Below are 22,680 nucleotides of genomic sequence, written 5' to 3'. Positions count from 1 at the left end.
TCCTGGCGGCCGTTGCGGGGTCAAGCGCCGGTGAGGCGGCCGGACCCACCGCTCGCGAACCGCGGTGGAACCTTTGCCACCCCGGCAACGCTTCCATGCTCCCGGCCGCGTCAGAGGGAGGGCGGAGCCATGCAGGACATCGAAACAACCACGATCCGCAAGGTCATGTGGCGGCTGATGCCGTTCCTCGTGGTCTGCTATTTCGTCGCCTATCTCGACCGCGTGAATGTCGGCTTCGCCAAGCTGCAGATGAACAGCGCCTTGGGGCTGTCCGAAGCCGCCTACGGGCTGGGCGCCGGGCTATTCTTCATCTCCTACTTCCTGCTCGAGGTGCCGTCGAACCTGGCGCTGGACCGCTTCGGCGCGCGGCTCTGGATCGCCCGGATCATGTTCACCTGGGGCCTGATCTCCGGCCTCTTCGCCTTCGTAGAGCCGATCGCCCAATGGACCGGCCTGTCCAACGAATGGACCTTCTACATCCTGCGCTTCCTGCTGGGCGCGGCGGAGGCGGGCTTCTTCCCCGGCATCATCTTCTACCTGACCTTGTGGTTCCCCTCGGTCTATCGTGCCCGGGTGGTGGCGCTGTTCATGCTGGCCATCCCCTTCTCCTCCATCGTCGGGGCCCCCGTGTCAGGCGCGCTGTTGAACATTACCGGCTGGGGGCTGGACGGCTGGCAGTGGCTCTTCATCATCGAGGCCATCCCGTCCATCCTCATGGCCATCGCCGTGGTGGTCTTCCTGACCGACTATCCGGCGCAGGCGACCTGGCTGACGCCCGAGGAACGGCGCTGGCTGCAGACGCGGATCGACGAGGAGAACCGCCAGAAGCAGGCGGCCGAGCATTTCAGCATCGGCCGGGCGATGAGCGACCCGCGGGTGCTGGCCTGCGCCTTCATCTATTTCTGCCTGAACGCGGCCAGCTACGGCGTCGCCTTCTTCCTGCCCACCATCGTCAAGGGCTTCGGCGCGACCAATTTCCAGACCGGGCTGCTGGCGGCGCTGCCCTTCGTGTTCGGCGCCATCGGCATGGTGCTGCTGGGCCGCAATTCAGACCGCACGCTGAAGCGGCGGGAACATGTCTGCTTTGCCATGGTGCTGGCGGCGATCGGTGTCGGCGGCGCCGGGCTGGTGGACACGCCGGTGATGATCCTCGGCCTGCTCTGCCTTGGCCAGATCGGCGTCTCCGCCATGCCGCCACTGTTCTGGCCGATTCCCAGCGCCTTCCTGACGGGCACCTCGGCCGCGGCCGGCATCGCCGCCATCAACTCCATCGGCAACCTCTCGGGCTTCGCCGGGCCCTATGTGATGGGCTACCTGAAGGACGCGACAGGCAACTTCACCGCCGGCCTGCTGCTGCTGGGCGGCTGCGCGCTGGTCGGCGGCATCACCGCGATGCTGCTGCGGGTGAACACGCGGCTGGAAAGCACGGCCTCCGGCCCCAGGGCAGCGGCGGCGGAGTAGCGGGAGCGGCCAGCCGGCCTCAGGCCGTGGCCAGGCGCCGCCCTCGGCATGCCCGGGCGGCCGCCCGGCACGACCGGAGACGGCGCGTCGCTCTCTGCTGACCGCCGCAGTCCTTGCGTCCGCATGGCACCTACTGCCCGCGCGAAGGGCGCTGTACCGGGCTTGGCCGGGCCGGGGGCGGGCGGGTCAGCCCGCGACCGTACCGGACGCGATGTCGCCTATGACGCGGGCGCGCACCCGCAGCGCGCCGCCGGGAAGATAGGCGATCGGCAGGTCTTCCTGGTCCACCAGCATCAGCGTCCGAGGATCGGCGCCGGCCTCCACCGCGCGGGCGCGGGCGATGCGGCCCGCTTCGTCCAGCGCCTCCGTCCGCGACAAGCCCTGGAACACCTGATCCACCTCGCCCGAAACCTGTGCGATGGCCGCGCCCACTGCATTCGCCACCGCCGCGTGGTCGGGGCGCAGCAGGGCCGAAATGCCCGGCAATCGGTCCGGCACCAGGAAGGCGCCGCCACCCACGGCCAGTAGCGGCACCTCCGCCGCATCGGTCTTCATGCGGTCCACCGCCTCCTCCAGCATCCGCGCGGCCAGGGCCAGCGCATCCTGCACCAGCGTCGACGGCAGGTCGGCCACCCGCGCGGCATCGCCCAGGGCCAGGCGCCCGGCCGCCACCGCGATGTCGCTCGCGGTCAGATCCGGCCCGCCGAAGATGCGCGCGCGGTCGGGCAGGCGATAGCCGACGCTGACCGGGCCGATCGCCAGCGGCCATTCCGTCACCAGCGAACCGCCGCCGAGGCCGAAGGAGAGCAGGTCCGGCATGCGGAACAGCGTCCGCACGCCGCCCACCTGCACCACCGCATTCGCCTCCCGCGGGAAGCCGTGGCGCAGGGCGCCGACATCGCTGGTGGTGCCGCCGACATCCACCACCAGCGCATCCTTCACGCCGGTCAGGAAGGCCGCGCCGCGCATGGAGTTGGTGGGGCCGGAGGCGAAGGAGAGCACGGGGAAGCGCGCCGCCAGCTCCGCCCGGATCACCGTGCCGTCGTTCTGCGTGACGAACAGCGGCGCCGCGATCCCCGCCGCCGCCAGGGCCTGTTCGAAGGCCCGCACCGTATGGCGCGCCAGCGGCGTCAGGCAGGCATTCAGCAGCGCGACATTCTCCCGCTCCAGCAGCCCGATCCGGCCGAGATCGTGCGACAGGGTGATGGAGACCTCCGGGATCTCCTGCCGGACGATGTCCGCCGCCCGGTCCTCCATCGAGGGGTCGAGTGGCGAGAAGATCGAGGACACCGCGACGCAGCCGATTCCCGCAGCCCGCATCGCGCGCGCGGCCTGTGCCACCGCGCGCTCATCCAGCGCCATGATCGGCCGGCCATCATAGTCATGCCCGCCTTCGGCCATATGGACCTGGCCGCGGACGATGCCCGCCAGATCCTCCGGCCAATCGCAGAAGGGCGGCAGGCTGGCCGCGGCCGGCAGGCCGAGCCGCAGCGCGCCCACCCGCGCCAGGTGCCGCCGCTGCACCACGGCGTTGACGAAATGCGTGGTGCCGATCATCACCGCCTGCACCTCGCCTGCCCCAGATGCGGAAACGGCGCCCAGGGCGGTGCGGACGCCGGTGAGCACATCCGCGGTGGTCGGCGTCTTGGTGGCGAAGGCCACGCGGGCGCCATCCAGCAGCACGGCATCCGTGTTGGTGCCGCCGACATCGATGCCGATGCGCCTCATGGGCTGGCCATCCGATCCGGCGTCCTGCGCGCCTCGGGGTCTCCGCGAAGCGATGCATCGCTTGTGTCCCCACCGGCGCTCCGAGCATCGGGCGGCTCGAACACCGAATGGAAGTCGAGGTCGTAGCCGAAGGCCCTGGGCCCGACATGCTCCAGCCCGCGTTGGGACAGGAATATCTTCGGCGCCCGCAGGGCGATGACCGTGACGCGCTGGCCGTAACGCAGGGTCTCCGTCCCGATCGCCTCGCCAGAGACGGTGTCCAGCACGCAGATCAGGTCCGGCGTCATCACCCGCGGCACGCCATCCTCCCAGCCAACGGCCCATTCGTTCTGGAAGGCAAGGTCGAAGCGACGGCCGCGCGAGTCTTCCAGCCCATCCAGCGCCGCGGTGCCGCGCAGGAAGCCTTCGGTGGTGCGGCGGGCGATGTCGGCGACCTTGCCGCGGAACAGCAGGCGTCCATCCTCGGCGTCCAGGATCGCCTGGATGGGGTCGCGGTGCTCGCGCTGCGCGCGGCGGATCGCCTGGCCCAGCGCGATGGCCTGGGTGGTGGTGTGGTGGATGCCCCAGTCCTTCACCTCCCGTCCCGTGCGCGGCGCCTTGCAGGTGGAGGCGATGGAGCCGACCTCCACGCACATCTTCCGCGACAAGCGCTCCATCCATGTCCAGCTCGGCACCCTGGCGACGATGCCTTCCACGCCGCGCGGGTCCACCATCGACAACGGCCAGGGCTTCAGGCCGCCGACCGCAAAGCTGGTCATCTGCGCTTCCGGATAGGCGCGGCCCATCGCATCCGCATCCACGACCGGCTTGTTCAGATGCGCCGCCGCAAGCATCGGCTGGATGCCGTTGTTGCCGCCGATCTCCACCGACATGATGGCGCGGAACTCGCGGCCGAGATATTCCTCCATCAGGGTGACGGCGCGGGCCATGTTGCGGCTGTCGGTCAGCCGTTCCTGCCCCACCAGCGGCGCCCCCATGTTGGACACGACGGCGACCAGGTCGTCATCCGCTAGGTCCTCCGGTGGCATCAGCCGGATACGCGCGCCATCGCGGTAGAGCCGCCGCATGGTCAGCAGGCCGAGATAGGGCGACCCGCCGCCGCCGGTGCCGAGCACCCAGGCGCCGACCGCCAGCGCCTCGACATCCTCGGTGGAGAGGTCTCGCATCATGGTCCCTCCGGCAGCAGGTTGGCCGCCGCGCGCGCCGGAACGACGGCCGACGGCAGGTTGGGGCAGGCGGGGCTGTCGAGCGGGACGAGGTCGGCCGTCGACGCCGCCGGCCGCGGCGCCCCCACGAACCGCAGCCCTGGCCTGGAGCGCGCGGCGCCGGGCCTTGCCACCCGTTCCGACAGGCGCAGGCGGCGGTCGGGCGCCTGCAGCGCTGCGGGCGCGGGCAGCAGCCCGGCTGCGGATGCACCGGGCCGGCCGGCCAAGGCCTGGCGCGGCGATGGCGGGATGATGCGGCGCTGCCGTGGTGTCGCCACCTGCCGCCTCCGTCCCGGCGGCGCTGGCCGGGCAGGTTCTTGCTGCGGCAGCGCAGCATGTCTGCGTGCCGGCGGCACGTGGTCAGCGCCGCAGCAGCAGGTGCTGCAGCAGCAGGATGGTCTTGGCGTCCATGATCTCGCGCCGGCCGACCAGGGCCCAGGCCTCGGCCAGCGGCAGTTCCACCACCTCGATCTCCTCGCCCTCCTCCGCCAGGCCGCCGCCCGTGCCGGTGCGGTCGGCCGGGTCGTAGTCGGCGGCGAAGAGATGCACCACCTCCTGCACCACGCCAGGGCTGGAATAGGCCGCCATCACCTCCTGCACCGCGGCCAGTTCAAGGCCGAGTTCCTGGCGCGCTTCCTTCCGGATGGTCTGCTCCGGCGTCTCGCCCGGGTCGACCATTCCGGCGCAGGCTTCCAGCAGGCGCGGCCCGTCGCCTTCCAGCAGGGCGGGCAGGCGGAACTGACGCACCAGGAGCACCGTGTCGCGGCGCGGGTCATGCGGCACCACCGCCGTGGCATGGCCCAGCGCATAGACCTCCCGCTGCAGGCTTTGGCTGCTGCCGTCCCGGCGCCGCTGCCGCAGGCGGTAGCGGCGCAGCGGCCGCCAGCCCTCCGACAGGGTTTCCACCGCCTCGATCTCCACTGCCGCCATGCCGGCCCTCCGCGCGCCCCGGTTGCAACGGTGCCGTCATGCCCGCGTTCGCCTTGCTGCGCCATCAACGGGAGGGAGGAACCGCATGGAGCCACGCCAGACGGGGGACGACGCCGCCCCCAACGTCATCGTCTCCGGCCACCAGGTGGATGTGGGGGACGCGCTGCGCGGCCATGCGACCGAGCAGCTGCAGGCGCTTTCGCAGAAATACTTCGGCGGGGCGCAGGACGTGACCTGCACCTTCTCCCGCATCGGCAATGGCGGCTTCGGCTGCGCCATTCGGGTGCATAGCGGCCGCGACCTGTATTTCGACGGGGAGGCGGAACATGCCGCCGCGCCGGGCGCCTTCGCCCTGGCATTGGAACGGGTTTCCAAGCAGCTGCGCCGCCGCAAGCGGGAACTGCGGGAGGACAAGCCCACAAATCCCACGCGCGACGGCGTGTTGTAGGGGCGGCGCGACGGCGGGGCTGCCCGCGGCGCCGAACCGCGTATGATTGCTGCGGGTCCGCCCGTTCCGGGCCGCCGGGCGCCCTTCGCGGCAGTGCCTGGGCGGTCGGGCCGGCGATGCCAGGCACAGGGCGAGGAGCGCTAGGATGGCCGACCAGACGGGCGGGCGGGACGGGCCGAAGGGCTTCGCCGGAATGCCGGGAATGCCCCCCGGGCTAGCCCAGGCGATGCCGGGGGCGGAGGCGATGCTGGCCTCCCTCGCCTCCTGGACCGCGGCCATGCCGGCCGTGGCGCCGGGCGCGACCATGATGAGCGACGCGGCGGTGGCCGAGATGCTCCGCCAGGCCAAGGCGCTGGTCGACCGCGACCCGCTGCTGAAGGCGGTGGATTCCATGTGGAACGCCAACCCGCTGAAGGACGTGATCCCGGTCGATTGGGGCGAGGTGGCGCGGTCGCTCCGCATCGTCTGGATGCAGTCGCTGGCCGACCCCGCCGCCACCCTCGCCTCCGCCACGCAGCTCGGCGCCAATGTCTGGCGCGCGGCGCTGGATGCCTGGGGGGAAGCGGGGAAGCGCTGGCTGGGCGACGGCGCGGCGGAAGCGGCGAAGCCCGCCGCCGACAAGCGCTTCGCCGCGCCGGAATGGCACGCCAACCCCGTCTTCCGCACGATGAAGGAAGCCTATCTGCTGGCCTCCGACTGGCTGCTGAAGCAGGGGCATGAGGCGCCGGGGCTGGACGCGGCGGAGCGGCAACGCATCGACTTCCACCTGCGGCAATTCGTCGATGCGATGAGCCCGACGCTGATGCTGGCCAGCAACCCGGTGGCGCTGAAGCGGGCGATGGAGACCGGCGGCGCCAGCCTGGCCAATGGCGCGCGCAACCTGATGGAGGACCTGCAGGCCGGCCGCCTGTCCATGGTGGACGAGAAGGCCTTCGCCCCCGGCCGCAACTTGGCGCTGACCCCTGGCAAGGTGGTCCACCGCAACAAGCTGGTCGAACTGATCCAGTACAGCCCGCAGACCGAGACGGTGCATGCCGTGCCGATCCTGGTCCTGCCGCCCTGGATCAACAAGTTCTACATCCTCGACATGCAGCCGAAGAACAGCCTGATCGGCTTCCTGGTGAAGCAGGGCTTCACCGTCTTCGTCGTGTCTTGGAAGAACCCGGATGCCTCGATGGAGGAGACGACCATCGAGGACTACATGGATCTCGGCGTGCTGGAACCCAGCGACGTGGTGCGCGAGATCACCGGCAGCAAGACGCTGAACGTCATGGGCTACTGCATTGGCGGCACCCTCCTCGCCATGGTGCTGGCCTGGCTGGCGGCCGAGGGCGACGAGCGGTTCAACGCCGTGACCTTCATGGTGTCGCTGCAGGATTTCTCCCGCGTCGGCGACACGGCCGTGTTCCTCGGCGAAGGCGCGATCGACGCGATCGAGGCGCAGATGATGCAGCGCGGCTATCTCGACAGCCGCGAGATGTCGAACATGTTCAACCTGCTGCGGTCCAACGACCTGATCTGGGCGAATGTGGTCAACAACTACCTGCTGGGGGAGAAGCCGCCGGCCTTCGACCTGCTCTACTGGAACAGCGACGGCACACGCATGTGTCGCGCCGCCCATGCCTGGTACCTGCGCAACACCTATGTCGAGAACAACCTGATGGTGCCGGGGCGCGTCAACCTGAAGGGCCGCGCCCTCGACCTCGGCCGCATCCGGCAGGATGTCTATGCGGTGGGCGCGGAGAAGGACCATATCGTGCCCTGGGATGCCGCCTGGCAGATCTCGCGCCTCGCCGGCGGCACGGTGCGCTACATCCTCGGCTCCTCCGGCCATATCGCCGGCATCATCAACCCGCCGGGCGGCAAGGGCAGCTACTGGATCAACGACACGCCCGGGGCGAAGACCGCGGCGGACTGGCGCCGCGGCGCGACCAAGCATGACGGCAGCTGGTGGCAGGACTGGTCGTCCTGGCTGGCCGAGCGAGCCGGCAAGCGGGTTCAGCCCCCCTCGGTCGGCAGCGCCGCGCATCCGCCGCTGGCCGACGCACCCGGCACCTACGTGCTGGAAAAGTAAGCTCTCTCGGGCGCGCAGCGCCCGGGCCGCATCGGTTGCAGGCGATTGCCCGAGAATAATTCACGTGCGCGTGTGGCCCTTGCGCCACACGCGCTGGTTACGATTCGCATTCAGTGACGCCGTGTAACTTCCACATCGAAACGGAGGTGAACGGCCTGTCATGACTCGGAACAACGGGTCGCTGACCCGGCGAATACATCCCGAACCGCAGTAACGCGGTGCGGCATGCGGTGCCGCCACGGCCCCGCGCCAGAAGCGACATTCCCCCATCGGTTCATCCCCCAAGGCACAAGGGAGACGCGCGTGGCGACGTCCACGGTCTTCTGCGTTGTCGGCACGCGCCCGGAAGCCATCAAGATGGCGCCGGTGGTCCGGGCCCTTCGCCGCCGCCGCAACCTCACGGTCCGCCTCCTGCTGACCGGCCAGCACCGCGACCTGCTGCATGATGCGCTCGCCGATTTCGGCCTGCGTGGCGACCTCGACCTCGATCTCATGCGGCCGGACCAGGGGCTGTCCGGCCTCGCCGCCCGCATCCTCGACGGGATCGACCCGGTGCTGGCGACGGCCCGCCCCGCCATGGTGCTGGCGCAGGGCGACACCACCACCGTCATGGCCGCCGCCATCGCCTGCTTCCACCGCCGCATCCCCTTCGGCCATGTCGAGGCGGGGCTGCGCACCGGCGATCTGGGGCAGCCCTTCCCCGAGGAGTTCAACCGCATCGTCGCCGGCCGTGCCGCGACGCTGAACTTCGCCCCGACCGAAGGCGCGCGCCTCGCCCTGTTGCGGGAGGGCGTGGCGCCGGACAGCATCCATGTCACCGGCAACACGGTGATCGACGCGCTGCTCGCGGTGGCCCGCAGCCGGCCGCCGCTGCCGCCCGGCCTGCCGCGCAACGGCCGGCTGGCGCTGCTGACGCTGCACCGGCGGGAAAGCTTCGGCGCCCCGGCGGAGCGGGTGCTGCAGGCCGTCCGCCGGCTGTGCGAGGCGGTGCCCGACCTGCACGTGCTCTACCCCGTGCATCCCAACCCGCAGGTGCGGGACCGCGCGCATGCGCTGCTCGGCGGCCATCCGCAGGTCACCCTGGCGGGCCCGCTGCGCTACCCCGAACTGGTGGCGGCGCTGCAGGCCTGCACGCTGGTGCTGACCGACAGCGGCGGGCTGCAGGAGGAAGCGCCGGCGCTCGGCAAGCCGGTGCTGGTCCTGCGGGAGGTGACCGAGCGGCCGGAGGCCGTCGCGCTCGGCGTTGCCCGGCTGGTCGGCACCGACCCGGACCGCATCCTGGCCGAAGCGACGCGGCTACTCGTCTCCCCCGCCGACCATGCCGCCATGGCGCGAGGCGTCTCCCCCTATGGCGATGGCCGGGCCGCCGACCGAATCGCCGCCCTGGTCGCGGCCGCGGTGCGGCCCCGCCCGAGGCCCCGGCGGGACCGTGCCGCCCCGCCTTTCCACGGATCCGTCCCCCAGCCCGCCGCCGAGACCGCGGCATCGCCTGCCGCGCAGCCTTCCCTTCCCCCCGCTGCCTTCGCCCGAGGAGCCACCGCCCCATGAGCCAGACGCTGGCCACGCGGTTCGACCATCTGCAGGACCTCTGCATCGCCCGGCTGCGGGACTGCGTCGATCCGCGCACCGGCCGCTTCGGGCGGCAGATCCGCGACGGCGCCTGGGCGGCGACCCAGGGCACCGAGAGCCTGACCAGCTCCGCCATCTGCCTGATCGGCCTGTCGCGGGCCGGCATCCCGGCCGATGCCGTGGTGCCCGATGCGGCGGGGCTCTGCCGCCAGCTTGCGGTGCGGGTGCGGCAGGAAGCCTATCCCGGCGGCTTCGGCCTCGTCCTCTGGGCCGGCAGCGCGCTGCGCGCCGGCGGCCCGCTGGCGCTGCTGGCGGAGGCGGGGTTCGAGCCATCGACGCTGCGGCTCGCCCTGCCGACGCTGACCTCCATGGAGACTGCCTGGCTCGCCAGCGGCCTGCTGCATGCCGACCTGCCCTGCCTGCGCCCGACGACGGACGCGGCGCTGGCCGAGCTGACGCGCCGGCTGAACCCGGCGGTGATGGTGTTCCGCCACGCCGCGGTGGAGGCAAGACTGGCGCACCGGCTGCGCGCCCGCATCGCCAATTTTGCCGACCAGGTCTATCCGCTGCAGGCGCTGGCCTTCGCCGCCATCGCCCGGGGCGATGCGGCATGGCGCGACCTGGCGGACCGCCTGGCCATGGCGATGGTGCAGCGCCAGGGCCCGCTGGGGCAGTGGTGGTGGCACCATGATGCCGTCACCGGGGCCGTGGCCGAACGCTATCCGGTCTATTCGGTGCACCAGCACAGCATGGGTCCCATGGCGCTGCGGGCGCTGGCGGTGGCGGGCGGGCGCAGCCATACGGCGGCCGCCACCGCCAGCCGCGCCTGGCTGCAGGCGAACGAGCTCGGGCTGGACATGGCAGAGCCCGGCAGCGGCGTGATCTGGCGCAGCGTGGAGCGGGACGAGACGCGGCTGGCCCGCCGCGCCCGCCATGCCTGCGCGCTGCTCGCCAAGCCGACCGCGGAGCCGGACTGGCCGCTGTTCCGGCTGAACCGGGAGATCCGCCCCTATGAATGGGGCTGGCTGCTCTATGCCTCCGCGATCGAGGGCAGCCCGCCGCCGGCCGGGCACATCGTCTGACGGGGGCGGACCATGGCACCGCCCCTTCGCCCCCCCGCCATCCGCATCCTGGACTGCCCGGTGGACGCGCTGCCGCAGGACGCGGTGCTGCGCTGGTGCCTGGATGCGGCGCGGAATTCTCCGCGGGCGCGCATCCTCCTGACCGCCAATGCCTCGCATCTCGTCGCCATGCAGGACGACCCGGCGCTGCACGCGGCGGCGCAGGCGGCCGACCTGGTGACGCCGGACGGCATGTCCCTGGTCTGGGCGGGGCGCTGGCTGGGCGGGCGCATTCCGCAACGGGTGACCGGGATCGACCTGCTGGCGGCGCTGCTGGACCATGCCGCGCGGGACGGGCTGCGGGTGTTCCTGCTCGGCGCCCGGCCGGCGGCGATCGGGCGCTTCGTCGCGCATTGCCAGATGGCCTATCCGGGCCTCGAGATCGCGGGCTGGCGGGACGGCTATTTCGGCCCGGCGGAGGAGGCGGCGTTGGTGCGGCAGGTTGCCGCGTCGCGGGCCGACATGCTGTTCGTCGCCATGCCCTCGCCCTTCAAGGACATCTGGTGCGAACGGCACCGGGACGCGCTGGGGGTGAGGCTCATCATGGGCGTCGGCGGCGCCTTCGACGTGCTGTCCGGGCTGGTGCCGCGGGCGCCGCGCTGGATGCAGGCGGCCGGGCTGGAATGGGCCTGGCGGCTGGCGCTGGAGCCGCGGCGGCTGTGGAAGCGCTACCTCATGGGCAACAGCCGCTTCCTCTGGCTGGTGGCCAAGGAATGGGCCCGGCGGCGGGCGCCGGCGGTGCAGGCCTGACGGACCGCGGGCCGGTGGGGCTCGGGGCCTGCGCGTCCGGCGCAGGGCAGCCGATGCTCAGGCTGGCCAGCCTGCGTGCCGGCCGGGCCAGGGGATGGTGAGGGCGGCGGGACTCGAACCCGCATGGGCTGGTGCCCGAGAGATTTTAAGTCTCCTGCGTCTGCCATTCCGCCACGCCCTCGGACGGAGCCGCCGGTTGGAGCAGGTCGCGGAATGCCATGACCGGCGCGCAGCGCGAATCCGCCCCAACACCAAAGCGATACAGCGGTACGACGTTCAGCCTCGCACGCCAACCGCTCCAGGGCACATCCCGATCAGGTGGAATCATCTGATCGGGTGAAGATGCTCGTAGAGCCAAATGACCAGGGCGGTGCCGTGAGCCATGGCGAACGGACACCGCCTTAGCAGGCCTCGGCCATGGCCAGAAGCCGGCTACCGCCCCTCCCGCAGGATCCGCCGGCAATGCTCCAGCGCGGCGCCGATCAGGTTGTCGCTCGCCTCCGGCGTGCGGAAGGCGGCGTGGGAGGCCAGCGTGGCGTTGCGGATGCGCCTTAGGCGGTGGCCGGCCGGCAGCGGCTCCTCGACATACACGTCCAGCGCGGCGTGGCCGAGTTGCCCGCCCTCCAGCGCGTCGCACATCGCCTCCTCGTCCACCACCGCGCCCCGGGCGGTGTTCACCAGGATGGCGCCCTGCTTCATTCGGGCAATGCGCTCGCGCGACAGGAAGCCGCGCGTCTCGTCGTTCAGCAGCAGGTGCAGCGACACCACGTCGCTCTCGGCCAGCAGCCGGTCGAGGTCGACGGACTCCACCCCCGACACGGATTTCGGCGTGCGGTTCCAGCCCAGCACCTTCATGCCGATTCCGGCGCAGAGCCGCGCCATCTCCGCCCCGATGCCGCCGAGGCCAATCAGGCCAATCGTCTTGCCGGTAAGCTGCATGCCGACGACGCGCGGCCATTCGCCCGCGCGGATCGCCGCATCCATCATCGAGATCTGCCGCGCGGCATCCCACAACAGGGAAAACGCCATCTCGGCCACCGCCGTGTCGCCATAGCCCTTGATGATGTGGACCATGACGCCGAGGGCTTCCAGCTCCTCCGGATTCATGTAGCTGCGGGCGCCGGTGCCGAGGAAGACGACATGCTTCAGGTCCGGGCACCGCTTCACGATGTCGGTCGGGAACTGGGTGTGGTCGTCGATCGCGATCTCCACGCCCTTGAGCAGCGCCGGCAGGTCCTGCGGGGTGATGTCGGGGTTGCGGTGGATCGTCACCGGCGGGTCGTCGGGGCGCAGCAGCCGCTCGGTCACCTCGGCCAGCGAGTCATTGGCGTCGACGAAGATGGCGCGCATCGGCTTGGCTCCCCGGCCTGGAGCGCCTCATGCGTTCGCTGGAACGCGCGGGCCGCCCCCGGTGGTTGGTTGCGGGGCGGATTCACGCTCCGGGCCCCTTGCGGCCCGGAGCGATCGGCCCCGATCGGCCGGCATGGTAACGGCCGCGGCGGAGCGGTCCAGGGCGGCTCAGCGGCGCTCCGCCGGCGGCAGGCGATCCACGCTGGTGAGGCCGCTGCGGGCGCCCATCGCCTCGTCATGGGTCATGCTGCCGCGGGTCGGGCCGCCGGGAAGGCGCAGGCCGACCACCTCCCCGGTGCAGCCGCCGAGCAGGAGCAGCGCCAGGATCGGTGCCGCGCGGCAGCGCCAGCCACGCGGCTTGCGGAGCGGCATCGCGGCGCTGCCCGGCGCGCCGGCATCGCTGCCCGGGACCCTCGCGCCGGCCTGCGTGCGATCCGGCGCGGCAGGCCCGGATGCCGAGGGATCCTGATCCGTCCGCATGCCGAAGACGCAGGACCCGCGTCGCATCAGGGTATCAGACATCCGCCGCCCACCGCGCCAGCGCCGCCGCGTCCCAGTCCAGCCCCAGGCCCGGCCGCTCCGGCACCAGCGCCATCCCGTCGCGCACCTGCAGCGGCTCCCGCAGCAGCGGGCCGGCGACGTCCAGGTGCTCCAGCAGATGCGCCGTCGGCGTGGTTGGCAGCAATTGCGCGCTGGCTTCGACGAAGATGTGGGACGACATGGGCACCCGCTGCGCCGCCGCGATCGCCGCCGCCTGCAGCCAGCCGGTGACGCCGCCGATCTTCATCGCATCCGGCATGCAGAGATCCACCGCCCCGGCCGCCAGCGCCCGGGCCATGCCCTTCGGGCCCCACCAATTCTCCCCGCCCTGGACCGGGATGCGCAGCGCCCCGCGCAGCGCGGCCAGGCCGGCATCGTCGTCGACCGGCAGCGGTTCCTCCAGCCAGCGGACATCGAGGTCCTGCAGCGCCAGGCCGCGCCTTTCCGCCTCCGGCCGGGTCAGGCCCTGGTTGTAGTCCACCAGGATGTCCACGGGTTGCCCGACCGCGTCCCGTACCGCGCGCACGGTGTCCAGGTCGTCCTCCAGCCGCGCCTGGCCGAGCTTGAACTTCACCGTCCGGGCGCCGAGCGCGGCGACGGCCTGGCCCGCCTCCTCCGCCAGCATGGCGGCGCCCCAGCCCCGCAGGGATGCATAGATGGGCAGCGGCCGCGGCTCCGCCCCCAGCAGCCGGCAGAGCGGTTGGCCACTCGCCCGCCCCAGCGCATCCCACATCGCCATGTCGAGGCAGGAGAGGGCGATCTGCACCAGCCCCTCCGTCCCCAGGATGCGGAAGCCGTTGTGCAGCTCGGACCAGAGCGTCGTCGGCGCCAGCGGTCGTCCCGCAAGCCCGGCGCCGATGTTGCGCACCAGCGCCGCCGTCGCCCCCAGCGCCACGGGCGTGTAGGGGAAGACATAGGCATTGCCGGTCACGCCTTCCCGCGTCCGGACCTCGGCGATCACCAGCGGCGCGCGCGGGATCACGTTCAGGCTGTTGCGCAGCGGCGGGTCCAGCGGCGCGTCCACGGCGCGCACCGCCACCTCCTGGATCGTCAGCCTCGGCAGCATGGGCGGTCCCTCCGCCGCGATGGTGGCGGTGGGGCGGGGCGGCGGCAACCGCCGGGCCACCGGGCACGGCGGCGCCTCCCCCGATCCCTGAAGCTGGCTGCCATGGCCGGGTCGCTCCGCAGGACCAACCCCGCCGGGCACCTGGCCGGCGCCACCCTCCAAGCCGCACGGCATTCCCGGCCCGGACGGCACCGGCGCCGGGCTGCAGCCGGACCGGGACCCGGGCGATGCCCCGCCGGGGTGCGTCGCGCCGGCCGGGCAGGCGCCGGTCAGCGCCCGGGACCGTCAGGCGAAGCGACAGATTGAGGCGCTGCCGAAGCGTCCGGCCCGGCCCGGCCCCCGGCGACCGGCTGACCCCGCTATGCGGTCCCCGCTCACCTCGGCACGGCGCGGAGGGCGAGATCGTGGCGAGCTTCCGCCAGCCGGAGGTGGCGGGGCATGTCCGCCTCGGGCTCCCCCGACGACTACGCGGTGCGCTGGCTGCCCGGCATCCTGGCGCGCTTTGGTGTGGCGGCCGCGCGCCCAACACGATGAACCTGCCGGCCGAAACGAGGCGGCGGATGTCGCGTCATCGGAAGCTCGCGCGCGCCGGAAGCCCCGACTGGGCGGCGGCGGATTGTGGCCCTGTGCCGAGGCACATGCTGAACCCGCGAGCTGGGCAGGGGCGACCGGCCGGCGGGGAAGCGACGGCGCGCCGCATGCGGCGCGCCGGCATCAGTCGCCCAGGCGGACGAACATCGCCTCATGCTTGTTATGGGCGCCGTGGAACACCACCGCGCCCGGGATGGCGGCGAATTCCGCGGTGACGGCATGGTCCGTCTCGCCCTGGAACTTGATGGTGCAGCAGACATGCCGCGCCCGCCCCGCCTCCAGCCAGCGCCGCACCAGCGCCAGAAGCCGCGCCGGGTAGCAAATGATGTCGCTGAACAGCCAGTCCACCGGCGGATGGTCGCGCGGGTCGAGGCCGAAGGCGCTTTCCTGCCGCATCGTCACGCCGGGCATGGCGGCGATGCCGGGGTCGAGCGGCGCCTTGTCCACCGCCGTCACCTGCGCGCCGAGCTTGGCCAGCGCCCAGGTCCAGCCCCCGGGGGAGGCGCCGAGGTCGAGGCAGGTCTCGCCAGGCTGCGGCCAGCGGCCGGCGCGGGTCAGCGCCTCCCACAGCTTCAGGTAGGCGCGGCTGGGCGGACCTTCCCTGTCCTCCACGAACCGCACTTCGCCATTGACGAAGGGGCTGGTCTTGGTGGGGCTGGCCAGCATCCGGTCCGGCGCCAGCAGGGTCCAGGCGCCCAGATGGGCGCTGGGCGCCGGTACCGGGAAGGTCAGGGGGCGGGCCTTCACCGGCGGCAGCCGCGCCTCGATCAGCGCGGCACGGCGGTGGTGCCCGGCGGCGTAGAGCGCCCAGTTGCGCTGAATGCCGCGCAGCGCGTCGGCGGCGGCCTTCACCGATGGGGCGGGGAGATCGCGCGGGTCGGTCCAGGTCTCCAACGCCCAGGCCATGGCGGCGGGCGGCGCCTCCGACAGCGCCAGGCGGCCATGCCAGGTCGCGGGTGGGCGGCCGGCGCGGCGCAATTCCTCCTCCAGGTCGCGCTCGAAGCCCTCGGCGGCCAGGTAGGCGGCGCCGATCCGCGCCGGCATCACCGCGGGACGACGGCGGAGGCGGCGAGCATGCCCCAGGCCGCCATCAGCGTGATGCCGCCGATGGGTGCGACGGGCCCGAGCGAGAGGCCGGCCAGCGCGCTGGCATAGACCCCGCCGCAGAACAGCAGCAGGCCGAGCGCGAAGCCGGCGGCGGCGAGATGCGGCAGCAGGCCGCCCCGGCGTTCGGCCCAGAGTGCGGCGCCGACCAGCGCCAGCGCGTGCCAGCCCTGCAGGCGGATGCCGTTGTCGAGCGCCAGCAGCGCCCGCGCATCCAGCCGGGCCGGCGCGGCATGCGCCGCCCAGGCCGAGAGGGCGACGGCGCCGAGCCCGCACAGCGCGCCAAGAAGAAGCCAGAGACGATGCATGGCGCCCGGATTAGCGCAGATCGCGTGGGCGCGCGAAGACCCGGACCGGCGCCGCTGGACGCCCGCCGTAACGCCGGACCGGAACCTCGGGGCGCGAGCCGGGTCCCGTGGCGCCGGGCGCGCCGTCGCTCAGCCTGCCGGCCCGGCGGGCGGCGCGGGAAGGCTGCCGGCCAGCGCCGCCCGGCGGACCTCGTTCGCCGCCAAATGCGCCTGCCGCGTCGGTTCCGGCAGGCGGTAGCCGCGCAGGCAATCCCGCACCCATCGCACCGCCCCGGCCTCCGAGACCCGGTGCCCGGTGGAGAGGTACAGCGGGTTCGACCGCCGCTTCGTCCGCAGGACGGTGCCCAGGCGCCGCCCCTTCCACAGCAGGGGCTGCGCCGCGCCCGGTTCCTCCCCCAGCGGCGCTTCCGGCCGGCCGACCAGCGGCGATTTGGCGACGCCGATGGTCGGCAGGTCCAGCACCACGCCCAGATGGGTGGCGATCCCGAAGCCGCGGGGATGCGCGATGCCGTGCCCGTCCACCAGCACCAGGTCCGGCTTCACCGCCAGCCGCGCCCAGGCGGCGAGTAGCGCCGGCACCTCCCGGAAGCCGAGATAGCCGGGAATGTAGGGGATGGTGGCACGCGCCATGGCGGAGGCCCGCGCCACCACCGCCAGGCCCGGCCAGTCCAGCACGACGACGGAAGCCCAGATCCGGCCTTCCGGGTCGAAGCGCTGGCTGCTGATGTCCACGCCGGCCAGCAGGCGCACCGGCGGATGCGCATCCTCCCGCACCACCCGGGCGGCGAGGGCGATCTGCGCTTCCCGCGCCACGGCCAGGTCGGGCGGTTCCAGCCAGTCCGGCCGGATGCCGGGGGCGATCAGCGCCGCGACGTCCTGGTCCATGCCCCGTCCCGCTCCCGGCCACTGCAACCCCGCCCGGCGGGGGCGGGTTCCGGCGCGGGGGCGTCATCCCAGCATCGCCGGCACCATCAGCCCGACATTGTGCCGCACCATCGCCTCGTAGCCCGGCGCCGGGCCATCGGGCAGGGAGAGGGTGTCCGCATAGAGCCGCCCGCGCGGCACCACGCCGGCATCGCGCGCCAGCCGCTCCATCACCGCCTGGCTGCCGGGGCCTTCCAGGAAGACGGCGGTGATCCGATCCTCCCGGATGCGGCGGATCAACGCCGCCACCTGCTGCGCGGAGGGCTGCGCCTGCCCGCCCATGCCCTGCGGCGCCAGCACCCGCACCCCGTAGGCGGCGGCGAAATAGCCGAAGGCGTCGTGGCTGGTGACCAGGACGCGGCGGCCTTCCGGCACGCTGGCGAACTGGCCGCGCACCCAGGCATCCAGGGCGCCAAGGCGGTCGAGGCAGGCCTCCGCCCCCGCCCGCACCGCGGCACCGGCCTGGGGCGCGGCACCGGCCAGCCCTGCGGCGATCCGCCGGGCATAGGACTGCGCCAGCCGCACATCCTGCCAGGCATGCGGGTCCGGCGCGTCGGCGCCGTGGCTGTGCCCCGGCATCGGCGCCGCCCGCAGTGGCTGGATGCCGTCCGTCGCCGTGGTCACCGGACCGGCGAAGCCGGTGCTGCGCAACAGGCGGTCCAGCCAGGGCTCGAAGCCTAGGCCGTTGCGCACCACGAGGGCGGCGCCCCGGATGGCCTCGGCCTCCGACGGGCGGGGCTGGAAGACATGCGCATCCGTTTCCGGCCCCGCCAGGACGCGCAACGCGACCGCATCGCCGGCGACCTGCCGGACCAGGTCCCCGAGGATCGAGAAGGATGCGACGACCACCGGCCGCGCCTGGGCATGCAGGGCGGGCGCCGGCAGGCCGGCGAGGAGCAGCGGCAGGAGCGTGCGGCGCGAATGGCAGGGCATTTTGCTATGTTATAACATAACTTACACTGAGCCAACCAGGGTCGTGCCGGCTGATGCCCCGCCGCGCTGCCGCAGGCCCACGGCGATGCCCCGGCCCGGCCCTGGCTGGTCGATCCGCCCCTGGTAGCCGGCCCAGCGGCAGCGCCGCGGCCTTCAGCCGCGACCGAGCCAGCGCTTCAACTTCGCCACGAAGCCTTCGCCGCGGCCCGCCAGCTTCTGGTGTGTGACATGCGGCCGCCGCGCCGGCGGCGGAAGGGCGCTGGCCACGGTGTGCCGCCCGGCATCGCGGGCCGCGATCAACCGCAATTCCAGGCTCAGTACCTGCGCCACCGCCTCTGGCGGGTCGGCGAGGCCCAGCGCCTCCCCCGTGGCGGAGGCATCCGCCCAGGCTTCGGCCCGTCGCAGGGCATCGATGACGCGCACCGTCTGCTCCGGGTCCAGCGGCGGGCCCCCCCGCCATAGCGCCACCGCGTCCAGCCGCCACATCCGCGCCAGGTCGTCCTTGCCCAGGTCGTCCGCTACCCAGGCCGCCTGCAGCGTCGCCTCGGCCGCCGCGTGCAGCGCCCCCGTCTCCTCCAGCACATGGGCCCAGACCAGGAAGCGGCGGGCCAGGGGCGGGTAGCCGGCTTCCGCCAGCAGGGCCCGGAAGGGCGCCGCCGCCACCGCCTGCGCCGCGGCGGGATGCGCCTTCGTGATGTTCGGCGCGGCATAGCCGCAGGACGGGCATTGCTGCAGCCAGCGCGACATGGTGGACCGCACCGGCTCCCCCGGCCGCAGGTCGAGGTCGGGCGCCTGTTCCGGCGGGCTGGGACGGAACGGCGGTTGCCGGCTGCCCGTGCCGCAGACGCCGCAGCGCGGCAGGGGATCGGCCGCTTGGGGTCGGGGCGGGGCGGGGGACGGGACCGGCATTGCGGGGGAAGGTAGGCATGCCAGCGCGAAAGGCGAAGGGGGCAGCGCCGCGGCGGGGCAGGAATCGCCGCGGCGGGTCGGGCCGGGCGGCCCGCCGCGCATCTTTCCGCCGAAGCCGCTGTTGCCCGCGCCGCGCCGCGTGGCGATAGTGCGGCCCATGCCGCGCGGCGACCTGTTCCCCGACATTGCCCCCTACGAGACCGGATTGCTGCCCCTGTCGGGCGGGCACGTGATGTACTGGGAGCAGGTGGGCAACCCCCGCGGCCAGCCGGTCCTGTTCCTGCATGGCGGGCCCGGCGCCGGCGCTGGCGCGGTGCATCGCCGTTTCTTCGACCCCGGCCATTGGCGCGTGGTGATCTTCGACCAGCGGGGCGCCGGGCGGTCCCGCCCGCTGGGCGAGTTGCGGGACAACACCACGCCTCACCTCGTCTCGGATATCGAGGCGCTGCGGCGATCGCTCGGCATCGACAAGTGGCTGCTCTTCGGCGGGTCCTGGGGCTCCACCCTCGCCCTTGCCTATGCCCAGGCGCATCCGGACCGGGTCACGGGCTGCGTGCTGCGCGGCGTCTTTCTCGGCCGGCATGAGGAAGTGGAATGGTTTCTCACGGGCCTCCGGCGCATCTTTCCCGATGCCTGGTCGGCCTTCGTCGAGCATCTGCCGCCGGAGGAGCGGGGCGACATCCTCGGATCCTATCTGCGGCGGCTCTGCGACCCCGACCCGATGATCCACCTGCCGGCGGCGCGGGCCTGGAGCCAGTATGAGGGGTCCTGCTCGACCCTGCTCCCCAGCCCGGACACGGTGGCGAGCTTCGCGCAGGATCGCACCGCGCTGGGGCTCGCGCGGATCGAGGCGCATTACTTCGCGCATGACCTCTTCCTGCCGGAGGGCGGGCTGCTCGCGCATATGCACCGCATCGCCCACATCCCGGCCGAGGTGGTGCAGGGCCGCTACGACATGGTCTGCCCGGCCGAGACCGCCTTCGACTTGGTTGCCGCCTGGCCGCGTGCGCGGCTGACCGTGGTGCCGGATGCCGGGCATTCCGCGCTGGAACCCGGCGTGCGCACCGCGCTGGTGGGCGCGGTGGAACGCTTCCGCCGCCGCTGATCCCCCAGGCCGGTGCCGGCATCGGCCGGCAAGCCGGCACGGCGCCGGCATCTTGTCAGCGCATCAGGCGGATCAGATGCCGGCTTTCTGGCCGCTGGCGGTCCGCTGCATGTATGTGCGGGTGGTGGCATCGAGATTGTCCTCGATCCACTTCGCCATCCGGATCTCCTCGTTCAGGCTTTCCTGCAGCAGCTTCGGGCCGGAGTTGTCGCCGGCCAACTCTGCCATCGTGAGCAGGGAGCGGTAGGAGGCGATCTCGAAATGCTCGAAGGCGAAGTTGGCAAAGGTGTTCTTCATCACCTCGTCCTGCATCGGCACATGCGCCAGCGCCGCCAGCGTGCCGGTGAGCTTGGTGGCAAGGTCCTTCAGTGTGGAATGGCTGGTGCCGAGGGAGGCGAGAATCTCCTCGAGCCGCGTTGCCTGGCGGCGGGATTCCTCGATGTGCAGCCGGATCTGCTGCAGCATCTCGGGATAGGACTCGATCCGCTCCGCTTGGCGGGAGAGCAGCGAGATTGCCTGTTCCTCGAGCGCATGGGCGTTGACGAGACCGGTGATGTAGATGTCCTTGATGGACGAAGCCATGGGGTGAAGCCTCCTCGTTGGGTCGCTGTTCCGGAACGGAGGCCTGGGGGCGGGGGTTGCTTGCGGCGCCGCACCGGGGCAGGCGGGAGCGGGGCGGGGCGCTTCATCTGCGCCGCCGGGCATGCTAGCTACGAGTGAGCGTCTCCGTAGCTCAGCAGGATAGAGCACCAGATTCCTAATCTGGGGGCCGTGGGTTCGAATCCCGCCGGGGACACCAATCTTCAAGCACTTACGGACCGCGCCCGTTGCTGCATCCGGGTGTTTTGCAACAGGCGTTGCAGAACCCGGCAGTGTCCTGGTGCGCCTCAGCGTCTCCCGCCGTGTACGGGAGGATCTCCAAGGTCGTTGACGCTTTTGGCGATTGATGGGAGAACCCGAGAGGGCGGTGCCGTCACCGCTCTACTCTGACCGCTCTGCTAGAACGTCAGTTTCAACTGCATCGGCCACGACCGCCAGTGAGCGCGCACACGCTCCTGGCGGCCGTACCGGACCCGGTCGTATTCGCGAACGAACACGGCCCTGTCGTCCCATCGGGACATGGCAACCTCCACTCCATCTGGCGAGGACGAGCTCGCCGCTCCGAGACGCCCCATGCGCCCCGCGGCCAGAAGGCGCTGCGGGCGGACCGGGCAGGAGAGGAGTGCAGTGACGGCACCGACATCCAATTGGGGTGAATACTACCCCGGAGTCAAGAAACTCTCCGGATTATCGCGCAGAAGGCGATAATTTGCGGTGGGGCGTTGGTTTCTTGGGCCTTAATTTGCCGACTCCGGATGTTGACGAATCGGGCAAGTCAAGACTGAATTGTGATGCGGTTTGCACTTGTGAGAGGAGGCATAAACATCACCGCCGCCTCCGCTCGGCCAGCGGCACCACCGTCGGTGCGGGCAACGCCTCTTACCACTCCGTCCTAGTGGATAAAACCTGACGCTTGGTACCCGCGCAGTAGGTCGGACTTGGGCGGAAAGCGGCCCCTCAACTGGTGGGATCAGTGGTCACCGTCACCAGAGGCGGCTGCATGAACTCGATCGTTGCGCCGTCAGGACCAACGGCGTAGATCACCCGCGTTCCGGCCCGCGCGCCGCTCGCGATTGGCTGGGGTGTGCCCTGTGCCATCCAACCATAGGCAGCGATCCGCGCGAGGAGCGCGTCGATATCGTCGACCACGAGAGCGAGATGCGCGAAGCCCGGGTCGAACGGTTTGGCCGGCGCGCTCGGCCGGTCCAGGCCCTGATATTCCAAGAGTTCGATCGTCTGATCCGCCAACGACACTATCGCCAAGCGCACCCGTGCCCCATGTGCCCCCGTCACCTGGCCGAGGAACTCGCCCCCCATCCCACCCGTCCGCACGAGCCGCGCGCCGAGCCCATCAACCCAGAACCGAAGGCTCTCATCGAGAGACGCAACCGCAAAGCCGACATGGTCTGCGCGTTGCACTTGGATGTTTGCGTGTCCCATCATGCGGGCCGTTCTACCGGCAAACGAGCCGGGCGTCTGCTTTTGGGTCGAGAGCGGCTATGGCGCGATGGGTACCAAGCGTAAGATTTTGGCCACTAGTTCTACGCTTCAGGTGCGGTCGAGCAGTCGCAGCAAGACGGTCTCCACGGTTGTCATGGCTTTCTCGCGGCTCGGCTCGGCCCCTTGAAACAATGAGCCATCCGGCCGCTTGATCTGCCATATCCAGGTCGCCGCAGTGGTGCTGGCCATAAGCAACAGGCCAAATCCAGCAACCGACGCTGAGATAAGCGCGACACTGGTGTGTCGTGTCTGAGTCCAGCCGATCTGCATGCCAATCCCCCAGCGACCTGAACCTATCTGGCCTAAATCACTTGCCTGCTCTGATATTATACTTCGGGTTGAAAGTTACCGTCGCCAAGATAGATGCATGTCAGCATGGCTCCTGTAGGCCAAGACGCGAAGATTACATGGAGCGTTGGGTGCAGGCATTTGATCCACCGCAAGCGGGACAGCGCCAGAGCGAA

General features: G+C 71.7%; 21 protein-coding genes and 2 tRNA genes. 8 read left to right on the top strand and 15 right to left on the bottom strand.

The annotated features are described in order from the left end of the window. The first annotated feature begins 129 nt into the window (after window positions 1-129). Window positions 130-1,461, top strand: a complete 1,332-nt coding sequence (locus E2C05_RS01865; RefSeq protein WP_133217897.1) for an MFS transporter — start codon at window positions 130-132, stop codon at window positions 1,459-1,461. Window positions 1,462-1,647: 186 nt separating this feature from the next. Here the strand turns inward: E2C05_RS01865 and E2C05_RS01860 are convergent, their stop codons facing one another. The 3 genes from E2C05_RS01860 to E2C05_RS01850 all read right to left on the bottom strand — a co-directional run bounded on the left by E2C05_RS01860 (window position 1,648) and on the right by E2C05_RS01850 (window position 5,324). Continuing rightward, window positions 1,648-3,189, bottom strand: coding sequence for a hydantoinase/oxoprolinase N-terminal domain-containing protein (locus E2C05_RS01860; RefSeq protein ID WP_133217896.1), 1,542 nt, complete (start codon window positions 3,187-3,189; stop codon window positions 1,648-1,650). Then, the gene (locus tag E2C05_RS01855; protein ID WP_205082678.1) at window positions 3,186-4,355 is read right to left on the bottom strand and encodes a DUF917 domain-containing protein; all 1,170 of its coding nucleotides are present in this window, start codon (window positions 4,353-4,355) and stop codon (window positions 3,186-3,188) included. Before E2C05_RS01855 ends, E2C05_RS01860 begins: the two co-directional genes overlap by 4 nt. 399 nt (window positions 4,356-4,754) lie before the next feature. Further along, a complete protein-coding gene (locus tag E2C05_RS01850; protein WP_133217894.1) occupies window positions 4,755-5,324 on the bottom strand; it encodes an NUDIX domain-containing protein in 570 nt (189 codons plus the stop codon). Between the two features lie 85 nt (window positions 5,325-5,409). Between E2C05_RS01850 and E2C05_RS01845 the strand changes: the two genes are divergently transcribed. The 5 genes from E2C05_RS01845 to E2C05_RS35075 all read left to right on the top strand — a co-directional run bounded on the left by E2C05_RS01845 (window position 5,410) and on the right by E2C05_RS35075 (window position 11,286). Beyond that, a complete protein-coding gene (locus E2C05_RS01845; protein WP_158291885.1) occupies window positions 5,410-5,772 on the top strand; it encodes an HPF/RaiA family ribosome-associated protein in 363 nt (120 codons plus the stop codon). A gap of 145 nt (window positions 5,773-5,917) precedes the next feature. Then, window positions 5,918-7,846: a PHA/PHB synthase family protein gene (locus E2C05_RS01840; RefSeq protein WP_133217892.1), complete on the top strand. Its 1,929-nt coding sequence runs from the start codon at window positions 5,918-5,920 to the stop codon at window positions 7,844-7,846. Between the two features lie 303 nt (window positions 7,847-8,149). Further along, window positions 8,150-9,394, top strand: a complete 1,245-nt coding sequence (gene wecB, locus E2C05_RS01835) for a non-hydrolyzing UDP-N-acetylglucosamine 2-epimerase (RefSeq protein ID WP_240046511.1) — start codon at window positions 8,150-8,152, stop codon at window positions 9,392-9,394. Further along, window positions 9,391-10,497 carry a hypothetical protein gene (locus E2C05_RS01830; protein WP_133217890.1) on the top strand — a complete coding sequence of 369 codons (1,107 nt, stop codon included), beginning with the start codon at window positions 9,391-9,393 and terminating at the stop codon, window positions 10,495-10,497. The genes wecB and E2C05_RS01830 overlap by 4 nt, the downstream gene beginning before the upstream one ends. Before the next feature lie 12 nt (window positions 10,498-10,509). Beyond that, window positions 10,510-11,286 (top strand): WecB/TagA/CpsF family glycosyltransferase, encoded by a 777-nt coding sequence (locus tag E2C05_RS35075; RefSeq protein ID WP_133217889.1) that lies wholly within the window; start codon window positions 10,510-10,512, stop codon window positions 11,284-11,286. A gap of 95 nt (window positions 11,287-11,381) precedes the next feature. On the opposite strand, the gene E2C05_RS01820 is transcribed toward E2C05_RS35075, so the two are convergent. The 9 genes from E2C05_RS01820 to E2C05_RS01780 form a co-directional block, all read right to left on the bottom strand. Next, a tRNA-Leu gene (locus tag E2C05_RS01820) sits at window positions 11,382-11,467 on the bottom strand. Between the two features lie 251 nt (window positions 11,468-11,718). Next, window positions 11,719-12,636 carry an NAD(P)-dependent oxidoreductase gene (locus E2C05_RS01815; RefSeq protein ID WP_133217888.1) on the bottom strand — a complete coding sequence of 306 codons (918 nt, stop codon included), beginning with the start codon at window positions 12,634-12,636 and terminating at the stop codon, window positions 11,719-11,721. Window positions 12,637-12,804: 168 nt separating this feature from the next. After that, window positions 12,805-13,008, bottom strand: a complete 204-nt coding sequence (locus E2C05_RS01810; protein WP_133217887.1) for a hypothetical protein — start codon at window positions 13,006-13,008, stop codon at window positions 12,805-12,807. Window positions 13,009-13,150: 142 nt separating this feature from the next. After that, window positions 13,151-14,242, bottom strand: coding sequence for an enolase C-terminal domain-like protein (locus tag E2C05_RS01805; RefSeq protein WP_158291884.1), 1,092 nt, complete (start codon window positions 14,240-14,242; stop codon window positions 13,151-13,153). Between the two features lie 714 nt (window positions 14,243-14,956). Continuing rightward, a complete protein-coding gene (locus tag E2C05_RS01800) occupies window positions 14,957-15,877 on the bottom strand; it encodes an SAM-dependent methyltransferase (RefSeq protein ID WP_133217885.1) in 921 nt (306 codons plus the stop codon). Next, window positions 15,877-16,245: a DUF423 domain-containing protein gene (locus tag E2C05_RS01795; RefSeq protein ID WP_133217884.1), complete on the bottom strand. Its 369-nt coding sequence runs from the start codon at window positions 16,243-16,245 to the stop codon at window positions 15,877-15,879. The genes E2C05_RS01800 and E2C05_RS01795 overlap by 1 nt, the downstream gene beginning before the upstream one ends. A 129-nt stretch (window positions 16,246-16,374) precedes the next feature. Beyond that, window positions 16,375-17,130, bottom strand: coding sequence for a deoxyribonuclease V (nfi, locus tag E2C05_RS01790; protein WP_133217883.1), 756 nt, complete (start codon window positions 17,128-17,130; stop codon window positions 16,375-16,377). A 63-nt stretch (window positions 17,131-17,193) separates the two neighbouring features. Next, complete coding sequence (locus E2C05_RS01785; protein WP_133217882.1) at window positions 17,194-18,102, bottom strand: metal ABC transporter solute-binding protein, Zn/Mn family; 909 nt, start codon at window positions 18,100-18,102, stop codon at window positions 17,194-17,196. 153 nt (window positions 18,103-18,255) lie between these two features. Continuing rightward, the gene (locus tag E2C05_RS01780; protein WP_133217881.1) at window positions 18,256-19,011 is read right to left on the bottom strand and encodes a hypothetical protein; all 756 of its coding nucleotides are present in this window, start codon (window positions 19,009-19,011) and stop codon (window positions 18,256-18,258) included. A 157-nt stretch (window positions 19,012-19,168) separates the two neighbouring features. Between E2C05_RS01780 and pip the strand changes: the two genes are divergently transcribed. After that, window positions 19,169-20,116: a prolyl aminopeptidase gene (gene pip / locus E2C05_RS01775; RefSeq protein WP_133217880.1), complete on the top strand. Its 948-nt coding sequence runs from the start codon at window positions 19,169-19,171 to the stop codon at window positions 20,114-20,116. Between the two features lie 72 nt (window positions 20,117-20,188). Here pip and E2C05_RS01770 read toward each other — a convergent pair whose 3' ends face one another. Next, window positions 20,189-20,698, bottom strand: a complete 510-nt coding sequence (locus E2C05_RS01770) for a ferritin-like domain-containing protein (RefSeq protein ID WP_158291883.1) — start codon at window positions 20,696-20,698, stop codon at window positions 20,189-20,191. Between the two features lie 140 nt (window positions 20,699-20,838). Here E2C05_RS01770 and E2C05_RS01765 point away from each other — a divergent pair. Further along, a tRNA-Arg gene (locus E2C05_RS01765) sits at window positions 20,839-20,915 on the top strand. A gap of 758 nt (window positions 20,916-21,673) precedes the next feature. Here E2C05_RS01765 and E2C05_RS01760 read toward each other — a convergent pair. Then, window positions 21,674-22,159, bottom strand: coding sequence for a VOC family protein (locus E2C05_RS01760; RefSeq protein WP_133217878.1), 486 nt, complete (start codon window positions 22,157-22,159; stop codon window positions 21,674-21,676). 105 nt (window positions 22,160-22,264) lie between these two features. Then, the gene (locus tag E2C05_RS01755; RefSeq protein ID WP_133217877.1) at window positions 22,265-22,486 is read right to left on the bottom strand and encodes a hypothetical protein; all 222 of its coding nucleotides are present in this window, start codon (window positions 22,484-22,486) and stop codon (window positions 22,265-22,267) included. Window positions 22,487-22,680: the final 194 nt, after the last annotated feature.

This window comes from Paracraurococcus ruber, from assembly GCF_004353985.1.
Classification (GTDB): domain Bacteria; phylum Pseudomonadota; class Alphaproteobacteria; order Acetobacterales; family Acetobacteraceae; genus Paracraurococcus; species Paracraurococcus ruber.
This window is presented reverse-complemented; position numbering and strand designations above follow the sequence as displayed.